Origin of the sequence: Pseudomonas taiwanensis, from assembly GCF_013393345.1 — a bacterium.
Classification (GTDB): Bacteria; Pseudomonadota; Gammaproteobacteria; order Pseudomonadales; family Pseudomonadaceae; genus Metapseudomonas; species Metapseudomonas resinovorans_C.
In genome coordinates this window covers 1-24401 of sequence record NZ_QJRF01000039.1, presented here as the reverse complement: position 1 = coordinate 24401, position 24401 = coordinate 1, and the positions used below count along the sequence as shown (strand labels likewise).

The 24401-nt window shown below is 64.4% G+C and carries 20 protein-coding genes; 7 read left to right on the top strand and 13 right to left on the bottom strand.

Going from position 1 to position 24401, the window contains the following annotated elements:
- The first annotated feature begins 30 nt into the window (after positions 1-30).
- Positions 31-921, top strand: coding sequence for a hypothetical protein (locus tag DM872_RS05210; protein ID WP_179058450.1), 891 nt, complete (start codon positions 31-33; stop codon positions 919-921).
- Positions 922-966: 45 nt separating this feature from the next.
- Here the strand turns inward: DM872_RS05210 and DM872_RS05205 are convergent, their stop codons facing one another.
- Positions 967-1200, bottom strand: coding sequence for a DUF1127 domain-containing protein (locus tag DM872_RS05205; protein ID WP_179058449.1), 234 nt, complete (start codon positions 1198-1200; stop codon positions 967-969).
- A 187-nt stretch (positions 1201-1387) separates the two neighbouring features.
- On the opposite strand from DM872_RS05205, the gene DM872_RS05200 reads away from it, so the two are divergent.
- Positions 1388-2803, top strand: a complete 1416-nt coding sequence (locus DM872_RS05200) for an aminotransferase-like domain-containing protein (RefSeq protein ID WP_179058448.1) — start codon at positions 1388-1390, stop codon at positions 2801-2803.
- Positions 2804-3044: 241 nt separating this feature from the next.
- Positions 3045-3494, top strand: coding sequence for an REP-associated tyrosine transposase (locus DM872_RS05195; RefSeq protein WP_179058597.1), 450 nt, complete (start codon positions 3045-3047; stop codon positions 3492-3494).
- Between the two features lie 135 nt (positions 3495-3629).
- Here the strand turns inward: DM872_RS05195 and yccS are convergent, their stop codons facing one another.
- Entirely contained in the window at positions 3630-5807 is a 2178-nt protein-coding gene (yccS, locus tag DM872_RS05190) for a YccS family putative transporter (protein ID WP_179058447.1), read from the bottom strand.
- Between the two features lie 227 nt (positions 5808-6034).
- On the opposite strand from yccS, the gene DM872_RS05185 reads away from it, so the two are divergent.
- Positions 6035-6778 carry a substrate-binding periplasmic protein gene (locus DM872_RS05185; RefSeq protein ID WP_179058446.1) on the top strand — a complete coding sequence of 248 codons (744 nt, stop codon included), beginning with the start codon at positions 6035-6037 and terminating at the stop codon, positions 6776-6778.
- A gap of 1 nt (position 6779) precedes the next feature.
- Here DM872_RS05185 and dbpA read toward each other — a convergent pair whose 3' ends face one another.
- Positions 6780-8159 (bottom strand): ATP-dependent RNA helicase DbpA, encoded by a 1380-nt coding sequence (dbpA, locus tag DM872_RS05180; RefSeq protein WP_179058445.1) that lies wholly within the window; start codon positions 8157-8159, stop codon positions 6780-6782.
- A 60-nt stretch (positions 8160-8219) separates the two neighbouring features.
- Entirely contained in the window at positions 8220-9635 is a 1416-nt protein-coding gene (gene mdtD / locus DM872_RS05175; protein ID WP_179058444.1) for a multidrug transporter subunit MdtD, read from the bottom strand.
- 151 nt (positions 9636-9786) lie between these two features.
- On the opposite strand from mdtD, the gene torT reads away from it, so the two are divergent.
- On the top strand, positions 9787-10818 hold the full coding sequence (gene torT / locus DM872_RS05170) for a TMAO reductase system periplasmic protein TorT (RefSeq protein WP_179058443.1): 1032 nt from the start codon (positions 9787-9789) through the stop codon (positions 10816-10818).
- 243 nt (positions 10819-11061) lie between these two features.
- Here torT and betA read toward each other — a convergent pair whose 3' ends face one another.
- The 3 genes from betA to betI (DM872_RS05155) form a co-directional block, all read right to left on the bottom strand.
- Complete coding sequence (betA, locus tag DM872_RS05165) at positions 11062-12750, bottom strand: choline dehydrogenase (RefSeq protein WP_179058442.1); 1689 nt, start codon at positions 12748-12750, stop codon at positions 11062-11064.
- A 101-nt stretch (positions 12751-12851) separates the two neighbouring features.
- Positions 12852-14324 (bottom strand): betaine-aldehyde dehydrogenase, encoded by a 1473-nt coding sequence (gene betB, locus DM872_RS05160; protein WP_179058441.1) that lies wholly within the window; start codon positions 14322-14324, stop codon positions 12852-12854.
- Between the two features lie 43 nt (positions 14325-14367).
- Entirely contained in the window at positions 14368-14961 is a 594-nt protein-coding gene (gene betI / locus DM872_RS05155) for a transcriptional regulator BetI (RefSeq protein ID WP_179058440.1), read from the bottom strand.
- Between the two features lie 285 nt (positions 14962-15246).
- Between betI (DM872_RS05155) and DM872_RS05150 the strand changes: the two genes are divergently transcribed.
- Positions 15247-16791: a BCCT family transporter gene (locus tag DM872_RS05150; protein ID WP_179058439.1), complete on the top strand. Its 1545-nt coding sequence runs from the start codon at positions 15247-15249 to the stop codon at positions 16789-16791.
- Positions 16792-16979: 188 nt separating this feature from the next.
- Here the strand turns inward: DM872_RS05150 and betI (DM872_RS05145) are convergent, their stop codons facing one another.
- The 6 genes from betI (DM872_RS05145) to DM872_RS05120 all read right to left on the bottom strand — a co-directional run bounded on the left by betI (DM872_RS05145) (position 16980) and on the right by DM872_RS05120 (position 23286).
- Positions 16980-17573: a transcriptional regulator BetI gene (gene betI / locus DM872_RS05145; protein ID WP_179058438.1), complete on the bottom strand. Its 594-nt coding sequence runs from the start codon at positions 17571-17573 to the stop codon at positions 16980-16982.
- 266 nt (positions 17574-17839) lie between these two features.
- On the bottom strand, positions 17840-18697 hold the full coding sequence (locus tag DM872_RS05140) for a glycine betaine ABC transporter substrate-binding protein (RefSeq protein ID WP_179058437.1): 858 nt from the start codon (positions 18695-18697) through the stop codon (positions 17840-17842).
- Positions 18698-18846: 149 nt separating this feature from the next.
- On the bottom strand, positions 18847-19791 hold the full coding sequence (locus tag DM872_RS05135; protein ID WP_179058436.1) for a choline ABC transporter substrate-binding protein: 945 nt from the start codon (positions 19789-19791) through the stop codon (positions 18847-18849).
- Positions 19792-19826: 35 nt separating this feature from the next.
- On the bottom strand, positions 19827-20714 hold the full coding sequence (locus DM872_RS05130) for an ABC transporter permease (RefSeq protein ID WP_179058435.1): 888 nt from the start codon (positions 20712-20714) through the stop codon (positions 19827-19829).
- 2 nt (positions 20715-20716) lie between these two features.
- Positions 20717-21913 carry a quaternary amine ABC transporter ATP-binding protein gene (locus DM872_RS05125; protein WP_077520410.1) on the bottom strand — a complete coding sequence of 399 codons (1197 nt, stop codon included), beginning with the start codon at positions 21911-21913 and terminating at the stop codon, positions 20717-20719.
- Between the two features lie 416 nt (positions 21914-22329).
- Positions 22330-23286: a choline ABC transporter substrate-binding protein gene (locus DM872_RS05120; RefSeq protein WP_179058434.1), complete on the bottom strand. Its 957-nt coding sequence runs from the start codon at positions 23284-23286 to the stop codon at positions 22330-22332.
- A 420-nt stretch (positions 23287-23706) separates the two neighbouring features.
- Between DM872_RS05120 and DM872_RS05115 the strand changes: the two genes are divergently transcribed.
- Positions 23707-24401 (top strand): serine dehydratase beta chain (locus DM872_RS05115; protein ID WP_373273682.1); only part of this gene is annotated, 695 nt, incomplete at its 3' end.

Sequence of the window (24401 nt, the reverse complement as noted above, 5' to 3'; positions counted from 1 at the left end):
CTCAGGCGTACCGCTCCTCCGGGGTGATCCATGCGCCGATTCTCGTTGCTGTGCCTCAGTTTGTGCCTGGGTTGGGCCAGCACCGTCGCGGCCGCCGAGCAATGGCGGGTGGCGGTGGCCGAAGTGCCCGGCTTGGCCGAGGCGGATGGCAGCGGACCGCTGCTGGACCTGGTCCGCGCCATCGACCAGCAACTCCCGGACATCGATTTCGACCTGCAGATCATCCCGTTCGCGCGCACCTTTCACCTGCTGCAGAACGGTGAGTGCGAATTCCAGGTGCCCTTTCTCGGTAACCTGCCACGCCTGCCGGCCGGATTGCGCTACGGCTCGGGCCTGCTCTGGGAGGTGCGTTTCGGCCTGTTCACCCGGCGTGCCTACAGCCTGAACGTTGCCCAGCTGCTCGACCCGGCCCATATGCTCAGCGCCGATCGCTTGGCCGCCAGCGGTCTCGATGCCGGGCAACAGGCACAGTTGCAGCCCCTGCTGGGGCACAGCTGGCGCGTCGATGAATTGCAGGAACAGCTTGCCGCGCCGGTCGTGACGCCAGCCCTGCGCAGCCTGGCGTTTCCTTACCAGGTCGAGACGGATCGTGCCCATGCGCCTTGGCTGGGTTTTCCGGCGCTGTCCGGCAACAGCATCGAGGGCAGCCTGCAGAAGCTGGTGCGCGGGCGCATCGACGGCTACGTCTTCGCCGTGAGCGAGACCGAACACGAAATCGATCGCCTGGGCCTGCGTGAACAGCTGCGTGCCCAGGACTTCGGTCTTTATCCGGTGCACTGGCTGGTGCCGGACAACCCCCGTGGCAAGTACGTGGACAAGCGACTGGCCGAAGGCTTGCGCAAGCTCCAGGCACAACCGGGCTTCCAGGGCCTGCAAGCGCCGTTGAACAAGCCTTCTCGCGACTGGAAGCCCTGGCCCTGATGGCTGGTTGGACTTACTCGATCGAGCCCGTGTCCGCTCCGGCGTTCAGACTTTCCAGAAGGGTTTGAGGGCCTCTTCCAGCGCTTGTTCGCGGGTCAGTCCGATGTCCCGCAGGGCGTGGTCATCCAGCTCCAGCAGCTTGCGGCGTGTTTGCAGGCGCATCCAGAAACGGTCCCAGCGGTTGCCCGACAGGGCCGGTGCGAGGGATACAGGCGTGCGCTGCTCCTGTTCCAGTTCCCGTGCGTGGAGAGTCAGGCGTACATCGCTCAGGCCGTTCATCATTGCGTTCCTCATGCCCTGTGGTGGATCGGGGTGGGAACATGATGTCCGTCGGCAATTTCTCAATACAGATTCACGATCTGTATATTTTCTTCATACAGATTGCGTGGTTTTCTATCTGAATCCTCAGATCAGCACCCATCTGTAATGGTTCTGCTGTGTGTTCGCTCCGATTCGGGAGACTGTCATGAAGCTCTACATCAAGCTGGCCGAAACCCTCGGTGAACGCATCGAACAGGGCTATTACCGCCCGGGCGACCGCCTGCCGTCGGTACGCGCGCTGAGCCTGGAGCACGGCGTGAGCCTTAGCACGGTGCAGCAGGCCTATCGGATTCTCGAGGACGGTGGCTTGGCCGAGCCCAGGCCGAAGTCCGGCTACTTCGTGCCGCCGCGCCGTCAAACACCCGCGCTGCCGGCGATGAGTCGGGCGCCGCAGCGGCCGGTGGATGTCTCTCAATGGAACGACGTGCTCGACCTGATCAAGCGCAGCGCCAAGGACAATGTCCTGCAGCTCGGCCGCGGCATGCCGGACATCACCAGTCCGACCTTGAAACCGTTGCTGCGCAGCCTCGGCCAGATCAGCCGGCGCCAGGATGGCAGCGGCCTCTACTACGACAGCATCTACGGCACCGAGGCGCTGCGCGAACAGGTGGCGCGCCTGGCGCTGGATTCCGGCTGCCAGATCCCCGCCAGCGATATCGTCATCACCACCGGCTGCCATGAGGCGCTGTCGGTGGCGATCCGCTCCACCTGCGAGCCGGGGGACATAGTCGCCGTGGATTCACCAAGCTTCCACGGTGCCATGCAGACCTTGAAGGGCTTCGGCATGAAGGCCCTGGAGCTCCCCACGGACCCGCTCAACGGCATCAGCCTGGAAGCCCTGGAAATGGCCCTGGAACAGTGGCCGATCAAGCTGATCCAGCTCACCCCCAACTGCAACAACCCGCTGGGCTACATCATGCCGGAGGCACGCAAGCGCGCCCTGGTCACCCTGGCGCAGCGCTACGACGTGCCGATCCTCGAAGATGACGTGTACGGCGACCTCGCCTACCAGTACCCGCGACCGCGCACCATCAAGTCCTTCGACGACGACGGTCGCGTGCTGCTCTGCAGCTCCTTCTCCAAGACCGTGGCGCCGGGCATCCGTGTCGGCTGGATCGCCCCCGGCCGCTACCTCGATCGGGTGCTGCACATGAAATACATCTCCACCGGTGCCACGGCGACCCAGCCGCAACTGGCGTTGGCCGATTTCATCGGCAAGGGCCATTACGAACCGCACCTGCGGCGCATGCGCAGCCAGTACCAGCACAGCCGCGACCAGATGATCGACTGGGTGATGCGCTACTTCCCCGAAGGCACCCGCGCCAGCCGGCCCCAGGGCAGCTTCATGCTGTGGGTGGAACTGCCCGAGGATTTCGACACCCTGCGCCTGAACCGCGCCCTGCTGCCCAAAGGCGTACAGATCGCCGCCGGCAGCATCTTCTCCGCCTCCGGCAAATACCGGAACTGCCTGCGGATGAACTACTCCTCCAAACCGACACCAGCCATCGAAGCGGCGGTGCGGAAGGTGGGGGAGACGATCAGGGAGTTGATGGGGGAGTAGAAGATGGGCGGACCGCTTTTTTGTGGGGGCGAATTCATTCGCTAAACAGACCGAAGGTCTGCCTTGTGATTTGCGTGGGGCTGCTGCGCAGCCCTCAGCGAATGAATTCGCCCCCACAGGGTGAGGTGCGGCGTCAGCAACTTCCTCGGCCCGGATCATCCCTTTCACCACTGCGTGGCAGCCCATATCCGGCTGCCTGGGCCATAAAGTCATTGCCTTCAGAACAACAAGGGCAATGGATATGCCAAGTGAGGACCTCCTCAAGGGCCGCGTTTCACGCGTTGGCCAGATCTACCACATCACCACCACGACCAACGACCGCCGGCCCCTGTTTCGGGACTTCGATTGCGCACGTATTGCCGTTGCCGAGTTGCGCCGGCTGCATGATCAGAATGTGGTGAGCTCGCTCGCCTGGGTGCTGATGCCGGACCACCTGCACTGGTTGGTTCAGCTCAACGGGCCAATTGGATTGTCCAACGTGGTCAAGGTATTCAAAGGGCGTTCGGCCCGTCAGTTGGGCTTCCGCGTCGAAACCGGTGGAGGCGTCTGGCAACCGGGATTTCACGACTACGCTCTGCGCAGCGAAGAGGACATCCGCAAGGTGGCGCGCTACATCGTCGCCAACCCCTTGCGGGCAGGCTTGGTGGAGCGGATCGGCGACTACCCGTTCTGGGACGCGCAGTGGCTCTGAAAGTTGCGGTTCGGGAATATGACTGTGGGGGCGAATTCATTCGCTGAACCGTCCGAAGGACGGCCTATGGATCCCAGGGGCGGCTTCGCCGCCCATAGCGATTGAAATCGCCCCCACAACGAATCTGCCCGGCTCCTATGCCACCTTCCCCTCATTCAACAAATGCGCCGCCAGCGTCCTCAACGCCCCCAGTTGTCGGCAGATCAGACTCAGTTCGGTCTGCACCAGGCGGGGGCGGTCGTCCATGTCTTCGGGAAGCTGTTCCAGGGTCTTGGCGAGGGCATCCTCTTCGTCGCGATGGATGTTGATCGGGCGGCGGTCGGTCAGGCCTTGGGCGATGCAGTCCAGGCTCTCGGCAATCTGTTCGGCGGCTTCGTTGATTGTCGGCGTCAGGGCTTCACCGGGGGTATCGCTGCGGTGCGCGCCGAGCGCGGAGAGGTAGCTCAGCAGGGTGTGTGAGAGCACCAGGAAGCGGAAGCCGATGTCCGCTTCCTTCCGGAAGTGGCCCGGCTCCATGAGCATGTTGGAAAGGGTGGTGGACAGCGCCGCGTCGGCGTTATGGGCGTTGCGCCGGGCCAGGCGGTAGGCCAGGTCGTCGCGTTTGCCGCTGGCGTACTGCTGCATGATCTGCCGCAGGTAGCGACTGTTGCAGGCAAGGGTGTTGGCCACCACCTGGTTGAGCCGGCGGCCCTGCCAGTCGGGCAGGATGAAGATCACCGCCAGGCCGGCGATCAGCGCGCCCAGCAAGGTGTCCACCAGGCGCGGCAGGAACAGGCCATAGCTGTTGCCGACCTGGTTGAAGCAGAACAGCACCATCAGGGTGATGGCGGCGGTGGCCAGGGTGTAGCGGGTCGCACGATTGGCGAAGAAGATCACCCCGGCGATCACGGCGAAGGCGGACTGCACCAGGGCGCTGGGGAACAGGTCGAACAACGCCCAGCCCAGCGCCAGGCCGAGCAGGGTACCGGCGATCCGCTGCACCAGCTTGCGTCGGGTGGCGCCGAAGTTGGGTTGGCAGACGAACACCGTGGTCAGCAGGATCCAGTAACCCTGCTCGGGGTGGATCAGGTGCAGCACGCCATAGCCGGCGGTCAATGCCACGGCCATGCGCAGGGCATGGCGGAACACCAGGGACGTGGGCGTGAGGTTCTGCTTGAGGCGTTCCCAGACATCCTTCGGGCCTTTGGGTGAGCGGTCCAGCAGACTGGCGTCCTGAGCTTCGGCGAGGGCATCGGGATTGCTGGCATCGATGAGCAGGCGGTCAAGGGTGGCGAGATTGCGCGCCAGCGCGTTGAGCGAGCGCAGCAGGCCGCGCCAGGCCGGGTTGCTCTGGATGCGCAGGTGCTCCAGGGACTTGTTCAGGTCTTCCAGGGCCTGGGCGCCATCCAGGTAGTCGAAGGGCCGGCGCATCTGGATCGCACGCCCCAGCGCCTGGCAGGCACCGCCTTGCTGGCGCAGCAGGCGCTGGCAGCGGAACAGCACGTCGCTGTGGAAAAAGGCTTCGGCCAGTTCGTTGTAGGCGTAGTGGGAGGAGCTGGCGCGCTCGTGGATGTCTTGCGCCAGGAAGTACAGCTTGAGGTAGCGGCTGACTTTGGGGCCGGGCCGGCCATTGCCGACCCGGTGCAGGATGATTTCCTTGGTCGCGTTCAGTGCCGCCACCACCTTGCCATTCTGCCGCGCCAGTTCCAGCCGGCGAGCTTCCACATCGAGTTGGCGCACCGGCTCCAGGAGCGCCGATTTCAACTTGAGGTATTGCCCCAGTTCGCGGAACAGCCTGGCGAGACTCTGCTGCACCGGCTGGTGGGTGAAGAGCGCCTGCCAGAGCACCGAGAGCAGGCCGTACCAGGCGGCCCCGGCCACGAGCAGGGCGGGTTCCTGCCAGAGATCGGTAAGCGCGCCGCCGCGCTGGTCGACGCCGATCATGGTGTAGATGGAGAGAATCAGTGTCGCCGACGCGATAGTGGCGTAGCGCTCACCCAGGGCGCCGAGCATGGTCAGGCCGAAGCTGGCCAGGGCCAGGGCGCTGACGAAGACCCAGGGGTAGGGGAATAGCAGCTCCACTGATAGCGAGGCGACGCTGAAGCAGCCGAGGGTCACCAGCAGTGCCGTCAGGCGGCCCTGCCAGCTGTCGTCGGTTTCTGCCAGGGCGCTGGCGATGATGCCGAGGAAGAGTGGAATCAGCAGGTCCAATCGGTCCTGCTGCCAGCACAGCGCCATGCTCCCGGTGAGGGCGACGAAGACGCGCAGGCTGTAGCTGAACTTGTCCAGCGCCCAGAGGCGGCGCAGCGTTTCATTGAATCGAGTCGAGGGCATAGGGGCCTTGTGGGCGAATGTCCGGGTACGGCTGTGCTGCCGCGTACAGCCTAAGGGCAGTGGGTGACGCTGTCAGCCACCCTGTCGCATTCGATGCTGGCGCGCGGTGCGAGTCACATTGCGGCGTTACGGGACCAGGTACGGAAGTACCGGATATCTGGTCGCTGTCGCAATTTTCGTGCAGTCTTGGCTACCTGCCGGCCAGACCTGTTCTCGGATGCCTTCGCATGAGACGACGCTGTGGTTTTGCCTTCTTCGCCCTGCTGCTCGCCGCCGCGAGTGCCCCTGCTGAAACCTTGCGCATGGCTGCCGATATCTGGCCGCCCTTCACCGATGCCAGCCTGCCGGGCAATGGTCTGGCGACCGAGCTGGTGAGCACGGCGCTCAAGCGCGCCGGCCACCGTCCCGAGTTCGTCCAGGTGCCATGGGCTCGCGCCCTGCGCGGGGTCCAGGTCGGCGATTACGACCTGATCGTCAATGCCTGGTACAGCGACGAACGAGCCGGCTACGGTCAGTTCTCCAAGCCCTACCTGACCAATCGCATCCTCTTCCTCAAGCGCCAGGGCAGCGATGCCCGGTTCCAGGCACCGGCTGATCTGAAAAGCAGCAGCATTGCCGTGGTGCGCGGCTACAGCTACCTGCCGAGCTTCGATACCGATGCTGGCCTGAACAGGGTGCCCGTGAAGAATTTCCAGATGGGCGCGCGGATGCTGGCTGCCGGACGTGTGCAACTGACGCTGGAAGACGAACTGGTGGCGCGTTTCTACCTCAATGGCGAACTTGCAGGCATTCGTGAGCAGCTGGAGTTCCTGCCCCGGCCGCTCAGCGAGAACGGCCTGCATATCCTGGTGCGTCGCAGCCATCCACGGCATCGGCAACTGGTGGAGGAGTTCGACCAGGCGATGCAGGGGATGCGCGAAGACGGCACCTATCAGGCCATCTTCGCCCGCCATGGGTTAGCTCAACCTTGAGTCAGAGGATGCGGACCTTGTAGGAACGCCCCTTGATCTTCCCTTCACTGAGACGCTTGAGCGCTTGCTTGGCGATGCCGCGTTCGACCGCGACGAAGGCCTGGAAGTCGAAGACGGCGATCTTGCCCACCTGGCTGCCGGGAATCCCCGCTTCACCGGTGAGGGCGCCGACGATGTCGCCGGGGCGCAGCTTCTCCTTGCGACCGCCGTTGATGCACAGGGTGGCCATGGGCGGCAGCAGGGGGTCGCGGTTCTTCACGATCAGTTCATCGATGCGCTGCCAGTTCAGCGGCGACTGCTGCAGGTCTTCGATGGCCTGGGCGCGGTTGGCCTCGGCGGGTGCCACCAGGCTCAGCGCCAGGCCCTTCTCGCCGGCGCGGCCGCTGCGGCCGACACGGTGGATATGCACTTCCGGGTCCCGGGACAGTTCGACGTTGATCACCGCTTCCAGGCCGGCGATGTCCAGGCCTCGGGCGGCGACGTCGGTGGCCACCAGCACGCTGCAGCTCTGGTTGGCGAACAGGGCCAGCACCTGGTCGCGCTCGCGCTGCTCCAGGTCGCCATGCAGCGATTGCGCGGAAACGCCGTTGTCGCGCAGGTGGGCTTCCAGCTCCTGGCATTGCTGACGGGTATGGCAGAAGGCGACGCAGGATTGCGGGCGGTTGCTTTGCAGCAGGCGCAGCACGGCATCCATGCGCTGGCGCGGGTCGATCTCGTAGAAGCGCTGCTCGATCTGGCTGTCGTCGTGCAGGGCCTCCACCTTCACCTGCTGCGGTTCGCGCATGAAGGTCTTGGCCAGTTGGGCGATGCCGGCCGGGTAGGTGGCGGAGAACAGCAGCGTCTGCCGGCGCGCCGGGAGTTGGCCGATGATGTCGGCAATGCTGTCGTAGAAGCCCATGTCGAGCATACGGTCGGCTTCGTCCAGCACCAGGGTGTTGAGACCGTCGAGTACCAGGGTGCCCTTGCGCAGGTGTTCCTGGACCCGGCCGGGGGTGCCGACGATGACGTGGGCGCCGTGTTCCAGCGAGCCCACCTGGGGGCCGAACGGAACGCCGCCGCAGAGCGTCAGCACCTTGATGTTGCCGTGGCCACGGGCCAGGCGGCGGACTTCCTTGGTCACCTGGTCGGCCAGCTCGCGGGTGGGGCAGAGCACCAGCGCCTGGCAGCCGAAGTAGCGCGGGTTGAGCGGCTCCAGCAGGCCGATCCCGAACGCGGCGGTCTTGCCACTGCCGGTCTTGGCCTGGGCGATCAGGTCCTGGCCCTTGAGGATCAGCGGCAGGGCCTGGGCCTGGATCGGCGTCATGTCGCGGTAGCCCAGGGTCTCCAGGTTGGCCAGGGTGGCCTCGGAGAGGGGCAGGGAGGAGAAGGCGGTGGTGGTCACGGGACGGGCCTGGAAGTCGAAATGGCGCGCAGTTTAGCAGGCTCCTGCGTGCCTCCCCCGTCACTCGTCGATATCGCGGTGCACCCTGCGTACGGCGCGGCCGCTGTCCGCCGGCAACTGGAAGAAGATCGCCGCCGCCAGCAGGGTCAGCACGCCGACGCACAGGTAGGTGGCCTGGAAGGCCTCCAGCACGCTGGGCGCATCGGGTTTGCCGAAGCCGCCGAGCAGCGCCGCCGCCACCGCCACACCGAGGCTCATGGACAGCTGCATCACCACCGAGAGCAGGCTGTTGCCGCTGCTGGCCTGGTGGTCGTCCAGGTCCAGCAGGGTGACGGTATTCATCGCGGTGAACTGCATCGAGTTCACCGCGCCCAGCGCACCCAGGTGCAGGAGCAGCAGTGGATAGGGGGTATTGGCGTCGATCAGCGACAGGCTGGCGATCATCATGCCCAGCAGCACCGTGTTGCCGAGCAGCAGGCGGCGATAGCCGAGACGATCCAGCAACGGCTTGGCTACGGGTTTGACAGCCATGGCCGCGAGCGCCAGGGGGATCATGGTCATTCCCGCCTGGGCCGGTGGATAACCCAGCGCCACCTGCAACAGCAGCGGCGTGAGGAAGGGCAGGGCGCCGCTGCCCAGACGCGAGAAAAGGTTGCCGAGGATGCCCGCGGCGAAGGTCCGGGTGCGAAACAGCGATGGCGCGAACAGCGGCCGTTCGACCTGCACCGCATGCAGCCAGTAGACGGCGAGGCAGGCCAGGCCGCCGAGCAGCAGGAGCATCACCCGCACGTGGGGCAGTTGAAGTTCGCCCAGGCCTTCCAAAGCGATGGTGATCAACACCATCGCCGTGCCGAAGAGCAGGAAACCGACCAGGTCGAGGCGCACCGGCCCACTGCCACGGAGGTCGGGCATGAAGCGCCAGGCCGCGAATCCACCAATCAGGCCCACCGGGATATTGATCAGGAAGATCCAGTGCCAGCTGGCGTATTCCACCAGCCAGCCGCCCAGGGTCGGGCCGATGAGCGGGCCGAGCAGGCCGGGCAGGGTGATGAAACTCATGATCCGCACCAGTTCCGTGCGGGGATAGGCACGCAGTACCACCAGCCGTCCCACCGGCATCATCAGCGCGCCGCCAAGGCCTTGCACCACCCGTGCGCCCACCAGTTGCGGCAGGGTGGCGGACAGGGCGCAGAACAACGAGCCCAGGCTGAACAGCAGTACTGCACCAAAGAACACGCGGCGTGTGCCGAAGCGGTCGGCGATCCAGCCGGAGGCCGGAATCAGCAGGGCTACGGTGAGCATGTAGGCAATGACCACCGACTGCATACGCAGCGGGTCCTCGGCCAGGTCGCGGGCCATGGCGGGCAGGGCGGTGTTGAGGATGGTGCCGTCGAGGGCCTGCATGAAGAAGGCCACCGCCACCAGCCAGGGCAGCATGCGGGCGGTGCGGGCGTCGAGGGATACGGGCTCGGCCATGTCGATCCTTGCGTATGGGACCCTGCGCACTTTAGGCGCCGGCCGGTCTTGTTTCCAGCCGGTCGCATTTGGACCAAGGAGCGCTGGCGCCCGGCTGCCAGGCTTGCCACTATCCATACCCCACTGTTCCTGCCATGGAAGGAATGTCCCCATGCGGACCCTCTGTGCCCTGCTGTTGAGCTGGCTGAGCGCGACCTCCTGCGTCGCGGCGGAGTGGTTTCCGTTGCAGGTCGAGGTGGACGGCCGCCAGGCCAGCTACCAGCCGCTGACCGGAGCGAGCAAGCCCTGGCGCATCTGCGCCCTGCTGCCCCATGGCATGGACCGCTACTGGTGGGGCGTGGCCTGGGGGCTGGACGAGGAAGCGCAGCGCCAGGGCATACAGCTTGGGGTATACGAGGCCGGTGGCTATCAGTTCCCTGACATGCAGCGGGCGCAGCTGACCCGTTGCGGCCAGCTGGCCGCCGACGCCTATGTGATCGCCGCCATCAGCGCCAAGGGGCTCTGCGACGAGATCGCTTTGTTGCACCGGGACAAGGTACCGGTGATCGACCTGATCAATCGCATCGACTGCCCGGGCATCACCGCCCGAGCCCAGGTGGATTTCGCCGACATGGCCAAGGCGGCCATGACCTACATCCGTGAGCACAGTGGTGGTCGCCCGGTGCGCGTGGGCTGGTTGCCCGGCCCCGAGGACGCCGGCTGGGTCGCTGACGCCGAGCGAGGCCTGAAGGAATTCGGCTCGCAGGGCGGGGTGACCCTGATAGCCGGTGGCTACGGTCCGGTGGACCGTTCCACCCAGGCCACTCTTGTGCGCCAGTTGCTGGCCCGTGAGCCGGAGCTGGACTACATCCTCGGCAACGCCGAAGCCGCCGCCTTCGCCGGACAGCTGGTGCGTTCAGCGGGCAGTCGTTACAAGGCGCAGGTGGTATCGCTCTATGCCACCGAGCGGGTCCTGGAGGCCATCGCCGACGGCTCCGTGCTGGCCTCACCCACGGATTCGCCGGTGGTCCAGGCGCGGGTCGCGGTGGACCTGGCCATACGCGCGCTGGAGGGCAGGCAGTCACCGCGGCGTGTGAGTCCGCGCATCGAGGTCATCGACCGGAACAACCTCCAGCGCTTCGATATCAGCCACCTGATGCCGCCAAGCGGACACTGGATGATCCGGCAGGATTTGCCGGAGTAGGGCTCGCAGGATGTCGATGTTGTAGGGGCGAATTCATTCGCCAAGCAGGCCGAAGGTCTGCCCTGAAATGCAGCGGGGTGACTGCGTCACCCTTTGGCGAATGAATTCACCCCCACAGTCGTAGGTTGGGTAGAGGAACGAAACCCAACAAGCGGAGTGTCGGGCTCGCCCATCGTTGGGTTTCGCTGCGCTCTACGCCAACCTGCAACGGTCCCGGGGGGGCGTTGCGTTCAGGCTGCCGCCTTACAGCTTGCGAACCGGCGTGCCACGCACCGGCTTGGCGCCCGCCACGTAGTAGTCGGCGGTGCTGCGCGGCAGCGGCTTGCGGCCGCGGATTCGGTCGGCGATCTTCTCGGCGATCATGATGGTGGTCGCGTTGAGGTTGCCGGTGATGATCTCCGGCATGATCGACGCGTCCACCACCCGCAGGCCTTCCATGCCGTGCACGCGGCCCTGGCCATCTACCACCGCCATGTCGTCGGTGCCCATCTTGCAGGAGCAGGACGGGTGGAAGGCGGTTTCCGCGTGGGTACGGATGAACTCGTCCAACTCGGCATCGGACTTGAGGTTCGCGCCCGGGCTCAGTTCGCGGCCACGGTACGGGTCCAGCGCCGGCTGGCCCATGATTTCGCGGGTGATGCGGATGCCGTCGCGGAACTCCTGCCAGTCCTGTTCGTGGGCCATGTAGTTGAACAGGATGCTCGGGTGCTGACGCGGGTCCTTCGACTTCAGGTGGATGCGCCCACGGCTCGGCGAGCGCATGGAGCCCATGTGGGCCTGGAAGCCGTGTTCCTTCACCGCGTTGCTGCCGTTGTAGTTGATCGCCACCGGCAGGAAGTGGAACTGGATGTTCGGCCACTCGAACTGCTCGCGGGTGCGGATGAAGCCGCCGGCTTCGAACTGGTTGCTGGCGCCGAGGCCCGTGCCGAGGAACAGCCACTGCGCGCCGATGGCCGGCTGATTCCACCATTGCAGGGCCGGGAACAGCGAGACCGGTTCCTTGCAGGCGTACTGCAGGTACAGCTCCAGGTGGTCTTGCAGGTTGGCGCCCACGCCTGGCAGGTCATGTACGACCGGCACGTCGAGGTCGCGCAGCAGGGCCGCCGGGCCGACGCCGGAACGTTGCAGCAGTTGCGGCGAAGCGATGGCGCCGCTGCACACCAGCACTTCGCGGCGGGCATGCGCGGTGATCGGCGTGTCGTTGTTGCCCTTGAGGTAGGCGACGCCGATGGCGCGCTTGCCGCTGAACAGGATGCGGTCTGACAGGGCGTGGGTGACGATGGTCAGGTTGGGGCGGTTGCGCGCCTGGTCCAGGTAGCCGCGACCGGTGGCGGCACGACGGCCTTCCGGGGTCACGGTACGGTCCATGGGGCCGAAGCCTTCCTGCTGGTAGCCGTTGAGGTCGTCGGTACGCGGGAAGCCGGCCTGCACGCCGGCCTCGACCATGGCGTGGAACAGCGGGTTGTTGCCGGTCTTGGGCGTGGTCACGCTCACCGGGCCGTCGCCGCCGTGGAAGTCGTTCGGGCCGATGTCGCGGGTTTCCGCCTTGCGGAAGTAGGGCAGGCAGTCCAGGTAGGTCCAGTCTTCCAGGCCCGGGGCCTTGGCCCAGCCGTCGAAGTCGAGCGCGTTGCCGCGGATGTAGCACATGCCGTTGATCAGCGAGGAACCACCCAGGCCCTTGCCACGGCCGCACTCCATGCGGCGGTTGTTCATGTAGGGTTCCGGATCGGTTTCGTAGGCCCAGTTGTAGCGGCGACCTTGCAGCGGATAGGCGAGGGCGGCGGGCATCTGGGTGCGGAAGTCCAGGCGGTAGTCCGGGCCGCCGGCTTCCAGCAGCAGGACGCTGACATCCGCGTCTTCGGTGAGGCGGGTGGCCAGCACGTTACCGGCGGAACCGGCGCCGACGATGATGTAATCGAATTCTTGGGACATGTGACTTACCTGCTAGAAATCCCGGAGTCGCCTCCGGGGCACGGCATCTTGTTCTAGGGTGCGGCCCGGTCTGTCCCGGGCCGCCTGGGCGCTGGCTCGGGTCAGAACACCGAGTAGTAGTCGCCCATCTCGACCTGTACGGACTTGATGCGGGTGTAGTGGGCCAGGGTGGTCAGGCCGTTCTCGCGGCCGACGCCGGACTGCTTGTAGCCGCCCACCGGCATTTCGGCGGGGGACTCGCCCCAGGTGTTGATCCAGCAGATACCGGCTTCCAGCTTGTGGATCACACGGTGGGCGCGGGCCAGGTCGCGGGTGACGACGCCGGCGGCCAGGCCGTACTCGGTGTCGTTGGCGCGGCGGATCACTTCTTCTTCGGTGTCGTAGACCAGGATGCTCATCACCGGGCCGAAGATTTCTTCGCGGACGATGGTCATGTCGTCGGTGCAGTCGCTGAATACGGTCGCGGCCACGTAGGCGCCTTTGGCGAATTCACCGTCGGTGACGCGCTCGCCGCCGATCAGCAGGCGTGCACCTTCCTTGCGGCCGGCTTCGATGTAGCCGAGCACGCTTTCCATGTGGGCGAAGCTGGTCAGCGGGCCGAAGTTGGTGTTGGCGTCTTCCGGGTTGCCCAGGCGGATGCGCTTGACGCGCTCAATCACCTTGTCTTCGAAGCGGGCCTGCAGGGCGCGCGGTACGAACACGCGGGTGCCGTTGGTGCAGACCTGGCCGGAGCTGAAGAAGTTGGCCATGACGGCGATGTCGGCGGCGCGGTCGAGATCGGCATCTTCGAAGATGATCAGCGGCGACTTGCCGCCCAGTTCCATGGTCACTTCCTTCAGCGAAGAGCTGGAGGCGCTGGCCATCACTTTCTTGCCGGTGGAGGTGCCGCCGGTGAAGGAAATCTTCTCGATCAGCGGGTGTTCGGTCAGCCACTGGCCGACTTCACGACCGCTGCCGGTGAGGACGTTGAACACGCCATCCGGTACGCCGGCTTCGGTGTAGATCTCGGCCAGTTTCAGGGCGGTCAGCGGGGTGACTTCGCTGGGCTTGAAAATCATCGCGTTGCCGGCGGCCAGGGCCGGGGCGGATTTCCACATGGCGATCTGCACCGGGTAGTTCCAGGCGCCGATGCCGGCGACCACGCCCAGGGGCTCACGACGGGTGTAGACGAAGCTGGTTTCACGCAGGGGGATCTGCTCGCCCTCGATGGCGGGGATCAGGCCGGCGTAGTACTCGATCACGTCGGCACCGGTGACGATGTCCACAGCTTTGGTTTCGGCCAGCGGCTTGCCGGTGTCCAGGGTTTCCAGTGCGGCCAGCTCGTCGTTGCGCTCACGGAGGATGTCGACGGCGCGACGCAGGATGCGCGAACGCTGCATGGCGGTCATTGCGGCCCAGACCTTCTGGCCTTCGACGGCAGCGGCGACGGCGCGTTCGACGTCTTCCTTGCCGGCGCGCTGGACGTTGGCCAGGACTTCACCATTGGCCGGGTTGATGGTCTCGAAGCTGGCGCCACTGGTGGAGTCGACGTAGCGGCCGCCAATGTAGAGCTTCTGTTCTTCGAATCGGGCCATGGTGGTTGTCCTCTCTAGGTCTTGTAGTCGCAAGGCGGGCGGCTCAGGCCGCCTGCTTGGTCAGTTGTTGATCAAGGAATTCGTAAGCGAGCCGGCGGGCCTGCTCGGTTTCGAAGGCTTCACCGGAGAGCGCGCCGCGCAGCCAGAGGCCGTCGATCAGGGCGGCCAGGCCACGTGCGGCGGTTCGGGCGCTTTCCACATCGAGTTCGCGGCGGAACTGCCAGCAGAGGTTCGAGTAGAGGCGCAGGTCGTTGATGCGCTGCAAACGGCGCAGGGACGGCTGGTGCATGCTGCTGGCCCAGAACGCCAGCCAGGTCTTCATGGCCGGGCCGTTGACCTGGGTCTCGTCGAAGTTGCCGTCGATGATCGAGCGGATGTAGCCGCGCGCACTGTCGTCGCGCATGGCTTCGCGGCGCTTGCGCACCGCGTCCTGCAGATCGTTCATGAGGAAGCGCATGGCGGCTTCCAGCAGTCCGTTCTTGTCCTGGAAGTAGTGGCTGATGATGCCGTTGGAAACCCCGGCGAGTCGCGCAATGTAGGAAATGCTGGCGTCGCCCATGCCGACCTGGTCCACCGCCTCGAGTGTGGCGTGGATCAGTTGGGTGCGCCGCAGGGGCTGCATTCCGACTTTTGGCATGGGTTTCCTCCGCTTCCCGGAACCGTTCCGGACAGGTCGAAAATCAGCCTACTTTATTTTTATTGAACGTTCAAACAACAAAGAATAAGCTGCGCACCATGAAGCGAGATGCGGCAGTTCGCCGCACCTGATTTCAGGCCTTCGGCCGGCGGTTGCCACCCGTCGCAGCCACAGGCGCGGTCTGCCGTTGCGCCCATTGGGCGCCTGCTTTAACTGCCTTGGTATTTCCAAATGAGTAAAGCTCCAACAACAAAAAATCACGGGAAGGTGCGCCTGAATCCGGTCGTGTTCTACGGATCCACCGCGCTCATCATGCTGCTCACGGTTGCCTTGATCGTGTTCCCAGACGACGCCGGCAATGTGCTCGGCAAGGCTCAGGCCTGGCTGTCGCGCAGCTTCGGCTGGTACTACATGCTGGCCATCGGCGCGTACCTGTTCTTCGTCCTCTATGTCGCCTTCTCCCGCTACGGCCAATTGCGCCTGGGCGCCGACGACAGCCGTCCGGACTTCAGCTACGGCGCGTGGGCCGGCATGCTGTTTTCCTCGGGCATCGGCATTTCGCTGCTGTACTTCGCGGCGTCCGAGCCCATCGACCACCTCTACAATCCACCGGAAGGCCAGCCGGGCAGCCAGTCCGCCGCGCGCCAGGCGTTGCAGTTGACCTTCCTCCACTGGGGCGTGCATGGCTGGGCCATCTATGCGCTGGTGGGCCTGGCGGTTGGTTACTTCGCTTACCGCCACAACAAGCCGCTGGCGCTGCGCTCGGCGCTCTACCCGCTGTTCGGCGAGCGCCGGATGAAGGGTGCGGTGGGTAATGCGGTGGACTGCTTCGGCATCTTCGTGACCCTGCTGGGCCTGGTGACCAACCTCGGTATCGGTTCGCTGCAGGTGTCCTCCGGCCTCGAGTACCTGTTCGGCCTGCCCCACAGCCAGGGCGCACTGCTGGCGGTGATCCTGGTGATGAGTGCGGTAGCCACCCTGGCCGCGATATCCGGGATCGAGAAGGGCATCCGTCGCCTGTCAAACCTGAACATCATTCTGTTCAGCGGCCTGCTGGTATTCGTGCTGCTGGCCGGCCAGACGCTGCATCTGCTAAACGGCTTCGTGCAGAACCTGGGTGACTACCTCAACGGCCTGGTGCTGAAGACATTCGACCTCTACGTCTACACCGGCCAGTCCGGCAAGAGCGAAGAGTGGATGGGCCTGTGGACCCTGTTCTACTGGGCCTGGTGGATTTCCTGGGCGCCCTTCGTCGGCATGTTCGTAGCCCGTATTTCCCGTGGCCGTACCGTCCGCGAACTGGTCAGCGGCGTGCTGCTGATCCCGCTGGGCTTCACCCTGGCCTGGCTGTCGGTGTTCGGTAACAGCGCCATCGACCTGGTGATGAACCAGAACGCGGCGGACCTCGGCAAGGCGGCACTGGAGCAGCCGGCGATGTCCATCTACCTGCTGCTGGAGCACTACCCCTGGTCCAAGGCGGTGATCGGCCTGTCGATCTGCGTCGGCTTCGTGCTCTTCCTCACCCCGGCCGACTCTGGCTCGGTGATGCTGGCCAACCTGTCCCGCGAGGAAGGCGACCTGGACGAAGACGCGCCGAACTGGCTGCGTATCTTCTGGTCCGCCGTGGTGACCCTGGCGACCATCGGCCTGCTGTTCGCCGGCAACTTCACCGCGATGCAGACGGTGGTGGTGCTGGCGGGCCTGCCGTTCTCGGTGGTGCTGCTGCTCTACATGTTCGCCCTGCTCAAGCAGATGAAGGCGGATGTGGCGGCGATGGAGCAAGTGCCGAAGCACCCGAACGTCGTCCAGTTGCGTGGCGAGGCGGCCTGATCAGCCAACAGCTTGAAATGAAAAAGCCCGGTCTCTGGACCGGGCTTTTTATTTGTGGCCGAGTGATTTCCTTGTAGGGGCGAATTCATTCGCCAAGGGCGGCGAAGCTGCCCCTGATGGCCTCCAAGGGCAGCCCTGCGGTCTGCTTGGCGAATGAATTCGCCCCTACAACAGAGCGATTCAGCCCCTCAGTCGTCGGCTTTCGCCAACTGCTGGTCCAGGTACTCGTAGGCGATATGCAGTGCCTGCTCGATATTGAAGCCATCGCCCGAGAGGGCGCCGCGCAGCCACAGGCCGTCGATCAGCGCGGCCAGGCCACGGGCAGCGGAGCGCGCCTGGTCCTGGGGCAGGCAACGGCGCAGTTCGCAGCACAGGTTGGAGTAGAGCCGGTGGTCGTTGATGCGCTGCAGTCGGCGCAGGGACGGCTGGTGCATGCTGGCGGCCCAGAAGGCCAGCCAGGTCTTCATGGCCGGCCCGCTGACCTGGCTGTCATCGAAGTTGCCCGCGACGATCGCCCGCAGATTCGCGCGCGGGGTGTCGTCGCGCAGGGCGGTGCGGCGCTGGCGCACGGCGCTGCTCAGGGCGCCCATCAGGTGGCGCATGGTCGCTTCCAGCAGGCCGTTCTTGTCCTGGAAGTAGTGGCTGATGATGCCATTGGAGACACCGGCGATGCGGGCGATGTAGGCGATGCTGGCATCGCTGAGGCCTACCTGGTCGACGGCTTCGAGGGTGGCCTGGATCAACTGCGAGCGGCGGATCGGCTGCATTCCGACCTTGGGCATCGGGTATTTCCACCATTTTGTGCGGGAATTGGGAGCGCGCAGTCTAGGGGGAAATTGATTGATCGATCAATCGATGGGGTTGATCAGGGTGCATCGGCGGCAGGGGAATGCTTTTGTGGGGGCGATTTCAATCGCTATGCAGGCCGAAGGTCTGCCTTGGGGGAGGGGCAACTGCGTTGCCCAAAGCGAATGAATTCGCCCCCACGAAAAGCAGAACGCCCCCGCGGGCGATGGCCGGCGGGGGCGTTCTGGAGCGAAGTGGTTGCTTACTTCAACCACTCATCCACACGTTGCGGGTTCTTGGCGATCCAGTCCTTGGCGGCGGCTTCCGGTTTGGCACCTTCGCGGATGGCCAGCATCACGGCACCGACTTCTTCGCCGCTCCAGGAGAATTTCTTCAGGAATGCGGTGGCGTCGGCGGCCTTGGCTTCCAGGCCAGGGTTGACCACGGTGTCGACGTGCTCGTCATCGCCATAGACTTTTTTCGGGTCTTCCAGGAAGCGCAGCTTCCATTTGGCGAACATCCAGTGCGGAATCCAGCCGGTCACCACGATCGGCTTCTGCGCTTTCTCGGCGCGGGTCAGGGCGGTGGCCATGGCCGGGCCGGAGCTGGGCATCAGCTTGATGTCGAGGTTGTATTGCTTGATGGCGTCTTCGGTGCGGCGCATCACGCCCGCGCCCGCGTCGATGCCGGTGATCTTGCCGTCGAAGTCGGCCTTGTAGGTGTTCAGGTCCTCGATGGATTTGGCTTGCACGTAGTCAGGGACGATCAGGCCGATCTTGGCGCCCTTGTAGTTGGAACCCAGCACGACGACCTTGTCCTTCAGCTTTTCGAAGTACTCGCCGTGGGTAGCCGGCAGCCAGGCGGAGAGGGTGGCATCCAGGTCGCCACGGGCTACGCCCTGCCACATGATCGCCGGCTCGACGGGCTTCAGTTCGACGCCATAGCCGAGTTTCTCCTTGAGGATTTCGCCCGCGACATAGGAAGCGGCGACGCTGTCGTCCCAACCGTTCACGAAACCGATCTTCAGGGTGGGTTTATCAGCGGCGTTGGCCATGCCCATGCCAAGGGCAAGGGTGGCGACGCCAAGGGTCTTCAGACACAGGGATTTCAACTTGCGCATACGTATTGCTCCATCAGGTGGGATTGGCAGCCAACTACGTGGTCGATGGCCCGTTCTCTGGCGGGTTCGCGACAGTGCCCGTCGTGGCCCGTTGCCGGGCCACGATTGGCGAATTGCAAGGAAACAGGCTCCGGAGCGGAGCCCGGGAATTACAGGCCGATGTGTTTCTTCACGGCAGCGGCGCCGTCCTGGCCGTCATAGGTGGTAACGCCAGCCAGCCACTTGTCGAGCACGGCCGGGTTGGCCTTGAGCCAGCCGGTAGCGACTTTCACCGGGTCTTCCTTCTCGAGGATCTTCTCCATCAGCTGGCTTTCGATCTCGACACTGAACTGCAGGTTGTTCAGCAGTTTGCCGACGTTGGCGCAACGCTGTTCGTAGTCCGGTGGTACTACGGTGAAGACCTTGGCGGCGCCAAAGTCCGGGCCGAATACGTCATCGCCGCCAGCCAGGTAGGTGATGTCGAACTGGGTGTTCATCGGGTGCGGTGCCCACCCCAGGAATACCACCGGTTCCTTCTTCTTCACTGCCCGTTGTACCTGGACCAGCATGCCGGCCTCGGACGACTCGACCATGCGGAACTGGCCGAGGTCGAACTGGTTGCCCTTGATCATCTTGTCGATCAGCAGGTTGCCGTCGTTACCCGGTTCGATGCCGTAGATCTTGCCGCCCAACTGGTCCTTGAACTTGGCGATGTCCTGGAAACTCTTCAGGCCGGCGTCAGCTGCGTAGGTGGGAACCGCCAGGGTGTACTTGGCACCTTCCAGGTTGGGGGTCGGCAGCACCTTCACGCCATTGTCCTTGGTGAAGGGCTCGATCACCGCGTCCATGGAGGGCGCCCAGTAGCCGAGGAAGACGTCGATCTGCTTGTTCTTAACGCCGGTGAAAGCGATGGGCACGGACGCCATGATCTTGCGCGGGGTGTAGCCCAGTCCTTCGGTCAGCACCATGGCCACGCCGGTGGTGGCGGCGATGTCGGCCCAGCCGATCTCGGCGAAACGGACCTGCTTGCAGCTCTGCGGCTCCTGGGCCCAGGCACCCTGGGCCAGCGCGCAGGCCAGCAGGCCTAATGCAGCGACTTTCTTCATTTTTTTCATTAGCGACTCCCTGACATTGAAAAGGTGAAGCGTTCTTAGTGCGCTTGCTGCCGCTGCAGTTTGGCTCCGAGCCGGCCAAAGACACGACCGCGGGTCGTGGTCTGGCGAGTACCGAAGCTTTCGGTGATGCGGTCGAGAATGATCGCCAGCAGTACCACGGCCATGCCGCTCTCGAAGCCCAGGCCGATGTCCAGGCGCTGGATACTGGCGAGCACGTCGTTACCCAGGCCACCGGCGCCGACCATCGACGCGATGATCACCATGGACAGCGCCATCATGATGGTCTGGTTCACGCCGGCCATGATCGACGGCATGGCATTCGGCAGCTGCACTTTGTATAGCAGTTGCCAGCTGTTGCAGCCGAAGGATTGACCGGCCTCGACGATTTCCTTGTTCACCTGGCGGATACCCAGGGCGGTCAGTCGCACCGCCGGGGGCATGGCGAAGATCACCGTGGCGATGATGCCGGGCACGCGGCCGAGGCCGAAGAGCATGGCCGCGGGGATCAGGTAAACGAACGCCGGCATGGTCTGCATGAAGTCCAGGACCGGGCGGATGATCACCGCCACGCGCTCGCTCTTGGCTGCCCAGATGCCCAGCGGAATGCCGAGCAACAGGCTGATCAAGGTGGAGGAGAAGGTCAGGCCGAGGGTGACCACGGTCTGCTCCCAGAAGCCGGTCAGTACGATCAGCACCAGCGATGCGGCGGTGAACAGGGCGAACTTGACGCCGATGCGCCAGAGGCCGAGGCCGACGAACACCGCGATCAGTACCCAGGCCGGCGGCCACATCAGGAAGCGTTCGATCAGCTCGGAGAAGCCACTGACCACGTTGCCGACGCTTTCGAAGGCGCCGCTGTAGTTTTCGAGCAGGTGCTGGACGACGTCATTCACCCAGCTGCCAAGATCCAGTTTCTCGCTCATCGTCATTCTCCCCGCAGGCGGCTCAGCAGGCGGCCTTTGCTGATCGCGCCGCTATAGCGGCCACTCTGGTCGACCACCGGGATCGGCCCCTCGTTGATCACCAGGCGCTGGATGACGCTGTCGAGCGGCAGGTCTTCCGGTACCGGATCGATGTGCTTGAGCAGGCTCTGCTCCAGGTCCAGGGTGCGGCCACCCTCGACCAGCAGCGCGATCTTCTCGAGGCTGATGGAGCCACGGAAATTGTTCTTCTCGTCGACGATGAAGGCGTAGTGCTTGTCCATGGCCTGCAGCTTCTGGCAGACCGTCTGCGCGTCCGGCGCCTTGCCGTTGTGCACGAACAGCGGAACGCTGTCGGACTTGAGCTGGCCGGCGGTGAGGTAGCGGCTGGTATCGACCGTGTTGAAGAAGTTGCGCACGTAGTCGTTGGCGGGGTTTTCGATGATCTCCTGGGGCGTGCCCACCTGGATCAGCTTGCCGCCTTCCATGATGCCGATGCGCGAGCCGATGCGCATGGCTTCCTCGATGTCGTGGGACACGAAGATGATGGTGCGGCTGTGCTTCTTCTGCAGGTCCAGCAACACATCCTGCATCTCGCGACGCTTGAGCGGGTCGAGGGCGGAGAAGGCCTCGTCCATGATGATCATCGACGGGTCAACGGCCAGGGCGCGGGCCAGGCCGACACGCTGCTGCATACCGCCGGAAAGCTCATGGGGGTACTTGTGGGCGAAGCTGGCCAGGCCAACCTGTTCCAGCACTTCCATGGCGCGTTTCTCGCGTTCCTTCTTGCCCTTGCCGGCCACTTCCAGGCCGAAGGCGGCGTTGTCCAGCACACAGCGCGAGGGCATCAGGGCGAAGGACTGGAACACCATGCTCATGTCGCGACGACGCAGGTCGATCAATTGCGACGTGGGTAGCTTGGCGACGTTCTGCCCGTCGATGAACACGTCACCGGCGGTAGGTTCGATCAAGCGGTTGATCAAGCGAATCAAGGTCGACTTGCCCGAACCCGACAGGCCCATCAGCACGAAGATTTCACCTTCGTTGACGCTGAAAGACACATCGCTGACGCCAATCACGGCGCCGCGCTCTGCCAGGATCTTCTCCTTGCTCCAGCCTTGCTTGAGTAAATCGATTGCTTCTTGTGGTTGTTGCCCGAAAACCTTGTACAGGTTTTGAACCACGATCTTTCCAGACTGCATGGGATATTTCCCCTTCAGTAGACATCCAGGACAGCTACACGGAGCCAGAACTGGCGCTCGACGACGCTCAGTCCGGTGATGCCGACTGTCTTGCCTGTGTGGATAACAATGTTTCGAGAACCTCGCAGCCCTCTGGCAGTGTTACGAAACCCATTCCCTGGGCGGGTTCTGCACCTCGGTCCGAGGTGCGCGTACTTCCGAAATTTCTTATTAGGCCGACCTCTGTTCGGGGGGAGGCCGCCGCTTGTGTTCTTCGGTCCGGAGCGGAGTGCTCACGGTCTGCCGGTTCACGGGAACCGACAGCGACGAAATCGGGTGACTCAACGATAAAGCCTTGAGGCCTTGGCAATTGTCGGTTTGCGACGTTCATATGTTGCGCGACGACATGGCCTATGGATATCGCTGGATGCGACGCGTCACGGTGCTTTGGCCTGTGTGAGGGCCACCGGTAGAGGGCTGCCGTCGCGCGCGGTAACGCCTTGCAGCCAGGCAGCCAGGGTGTCGGGATTGGCCTTCAGCCACGCCTTTGCTTCGCGTCGGCGATTGGTGCTCTGATTCAGTATGGCCTCCATCAGGTGGTTCTCCATGGCCAGGCTGAACTTGAGGTTCTTCAACAGTCGCCCGAGGTTCGGGCACTCCTGGGTCAGGCCCTTGCGCACGTTGGTATAGACGGTCGCGCCGCCGAAGTCGGGGCCGAACACGTCATCGCCCCCGGCCAGGTAATGCATCTGCAACTGGTTGTTCATCGGGTGCGGTTCCCAGCCGAGGAACACCGCCCACTGGTTGAGGTGCTCGGCGCGTTTGACCTGCGACAGCATGCCGTTCTCGCTCGACTCCACCAGTTTGAAGTCGGCAAGGCCGAAAGCGTTCCCCTTGATCATCTTGTCGATCAGCTTGTTGCCGTCGTTGCCCGGTTCGATGCCGTAGATCTTCCCGCCCAGCTGCTGCTTGAACTTCGCCAGGTCGGCGAAGCTTTTCACCCCGCCATCCCACGCAGCCTGGTTCACCGCCAGGGTGTACTTGGCACCGGTCAGGTTGGCGCCGAGGTTTTCCACCGTGCCTTTTTCCAGGTAGGGGCGGATGTCGTTTTCCATGCTCGGCATCCAGTTGCCGAGGAACACGTCGATCTTGCCTTCGCCAAGGGCCTTGTAGGTGTCAGGCACCGACAGGCGCTTGACCTTGGTGACATAGCCGAGCTCGCTCAGCACATGGCGGGTGACGGCGGTGGTGACGGTGATGTCGCTCCAGCCGACGTCGGCGAAGTGCACCGTGGAGCAGCGCTCGGGATCGGCGGCTGCCAGGGTGGCCTGGGTACTGAACAGGGAGATGGCCAGCAGCGATGCTGCCAGCAGGGGAGTGGTGGGTCGAGTCATGGGAGGGGTCCATCCACAGCTGGATTTATTGTCGTTTTCCGGACTCGCGTGGCTGTCGGACTGCTGCAGGCCCCCGCCCCCGGGCGCGGGAATGATGCGGGCCAGACGCATCGCCTGACTACCGACTCGGTCGCACTCAGAACTTATCTGTCGCGGCTAATGCAAGACAATCGAAGGATCGCCTGTGGGGCTGCTCTCTGTGGGGGCGAATTCATTCGCCAAGCAGGCCGAAGGCCTGCCCTGCATAGGTTCAGGGGCAACTGCGTTGCCCTCAGCGAATGAATTCGCCCCCACATCGCCCAGGCCATTCCGTGCAACGAGCACGACGTGTTTGGATACGAGCAAGTCGGTGTGGGAAGTCCTCGCTTTGGCGAAATGTCGATCATGGCGCCAAGAGTTATCCCTACCGGAGTTTTCCCTGTGGCCATCAGCGTGTTCGACCTGTTCAAGATCGGTATCGGCCCTTCCAGCTCGCACACCGTGGGCCCGATGCGGGCGGCGGCGCTGTTCGCCTCGGCGCTGCGTGAGCGCGGTCTGCTGGCGCAGGTGACGCGTGTCGAAGTGCGCCTGTACGGCTCGCTGTCGGCCACCGGCGTCGGCCACGGCACCGACCGCGCCACCCTGGTGGGGCTGATGGGCGAATGGCCGGACCGCGTCGACCCGAAGCAGATCGCCCCGCGCATCGAGGCGCTGAAGGAAGCCCGCGAACTGCGGCTGGATGGCAGTCACCCGGTGGCCTTCGACTGGAACCGCGACCTGTTGCTGCTGGACGAGAACCTGCCTTACCACCCCAACGCCATGACCTTGATTGTCGAAGGCGAGGCGGGCGAACTGCACCGCGACACCTACTACTCCGTCGGCGGCGGCTTCGTGGTCGACGAGGCCCAGGCCAAGGCCGGGCAACTCGATCAGGACGCCACCGAACTGCCCTACGACTTCTCCAGCGCCGAGGAGCTGCTGGTGCTGTGCCAGCGCCATAACCTGCGCATTTCGGAACTGATGCTGGCCAACGAGAAGGCCTGGCGCAGCGAGGCGGAGATCCGCGCCGGGCTGCTGAAACTCTGGGACGCCATGCAGGAATGCGTAAGCAACGGCCTCGGCCACGAAGGCATCCT

Coding starts and splice junctions, on each gene's coding strand:
- yccS (WP_179058447.1), bottom strand. CDS start 5,807: ATGCCCTCGACTCGATTCAATGAAACGCTGCGCCGCCTCTGGGCGCTG.
- betI (WP_179058440.1), bottom strand. CDS start 14,961: ATGCCAAAAGTCGGAATGCAGCCCCTGCGGCGCACCCAACTGATCCAC.
- DM872_RS05120 (WP_179058434.1), bottom strand. CDS start 23,286: ATGACTCGACCCACCACTCCCCTGCTGGCAGCATCGCTGCTGGCCATC.
- DM872_RS05205 (WP_179058449.1), bottom strand. CDS start 1,200: ATGAACGGCCTGAGCGATGTACGCCTGACTCTCCACGCACGGGAACTG.
- DM872_RS05210 (WP_179058450.1), top strand. CDS start 31: ATGCGCCGATTCTCGTTGCTGTGCCTCAGTTTGTGCCTGGGTTGGGCC.
- DM872_RS05195 (WP_179058597.1), top strand. CDS start 3,045: ATGCCAAGTGAGGACCTCCTCAAGGGCCGCGTTTCACGCGTTGGCCAG.
- mdtD (WP_179058444.1), bottom strand. CDS start 9,635: ATGGCCGAGCCCGTATCCCTCGACGCCCGCACCGCCCGCATGCTGCCC.
- betI (WP_179058438.1), bottom strand. CDS start 17,573: ATGCCCAAGGTCGGAATGCAGCCGATCCGCCGCTCGCAGTTGATCCAG.
- betB (WP_179058441.1), bottom strand. CDS start 14,324: ATGGCCCGATTCGAAGAACAGAAGCTCTACATTGGCGGCCGCTACGTC.
- DM872_RS05200 (WP_179058448.1), top strand. CDS start 1,388: ATGAAGCTCTACATCAAGCTGGCCGAAACCCTCGGTGAACGCATCGAA.
- betA (WP_179058442.1), bottom strand. CDS start 12,750: ATGTCCCAAGAATTCGATTACATCATCGTCGGCGCCGGTTCCGCCGGT.
- torT (WP_179058443.1), top strand. CDS start 9,787: ATGCGGACCCTCTGTGCCCTGCTGTTGAGCTGGCTGAGCGCGACCTCC.
- DM872_RS05140 (WP_179058437.1), bottom strand. CDS start 18,697: ATGCGCAAGTTGAAATCCCTGTGTCTGAAGACCCTTGGCGTCGCCACC.
- DM872_RS05135 (WP_179058436.1), bottom strand. CDS start 19,791: ATGAAAAAAATGAAGAAAGTCGCTGCATTAGGCCTGCTGGCCTGCGCG.
- DM872_RS05130 (WP_179058435.1), bottom strand. CDS start 20,714: ATGAGCGAGAAACTGGATCTTGGCAGCTGGGTGAATGACGTCGTCCAG.
- DM872_RS05125 (WP_077520410.1), bottom strand. CDS start 21,913: ATGCAGTCTGGAAAGATCGTGGTTCAAAACCTGTACAAGGTTTTCGGG.
- DM872_RS05185 (WP_179058446.1), top strand. CDS start 6,035: ATGAGACGACGCTGTGGTTTTGCCTTCTTCGCCCTGCTGCTCGCCGCC.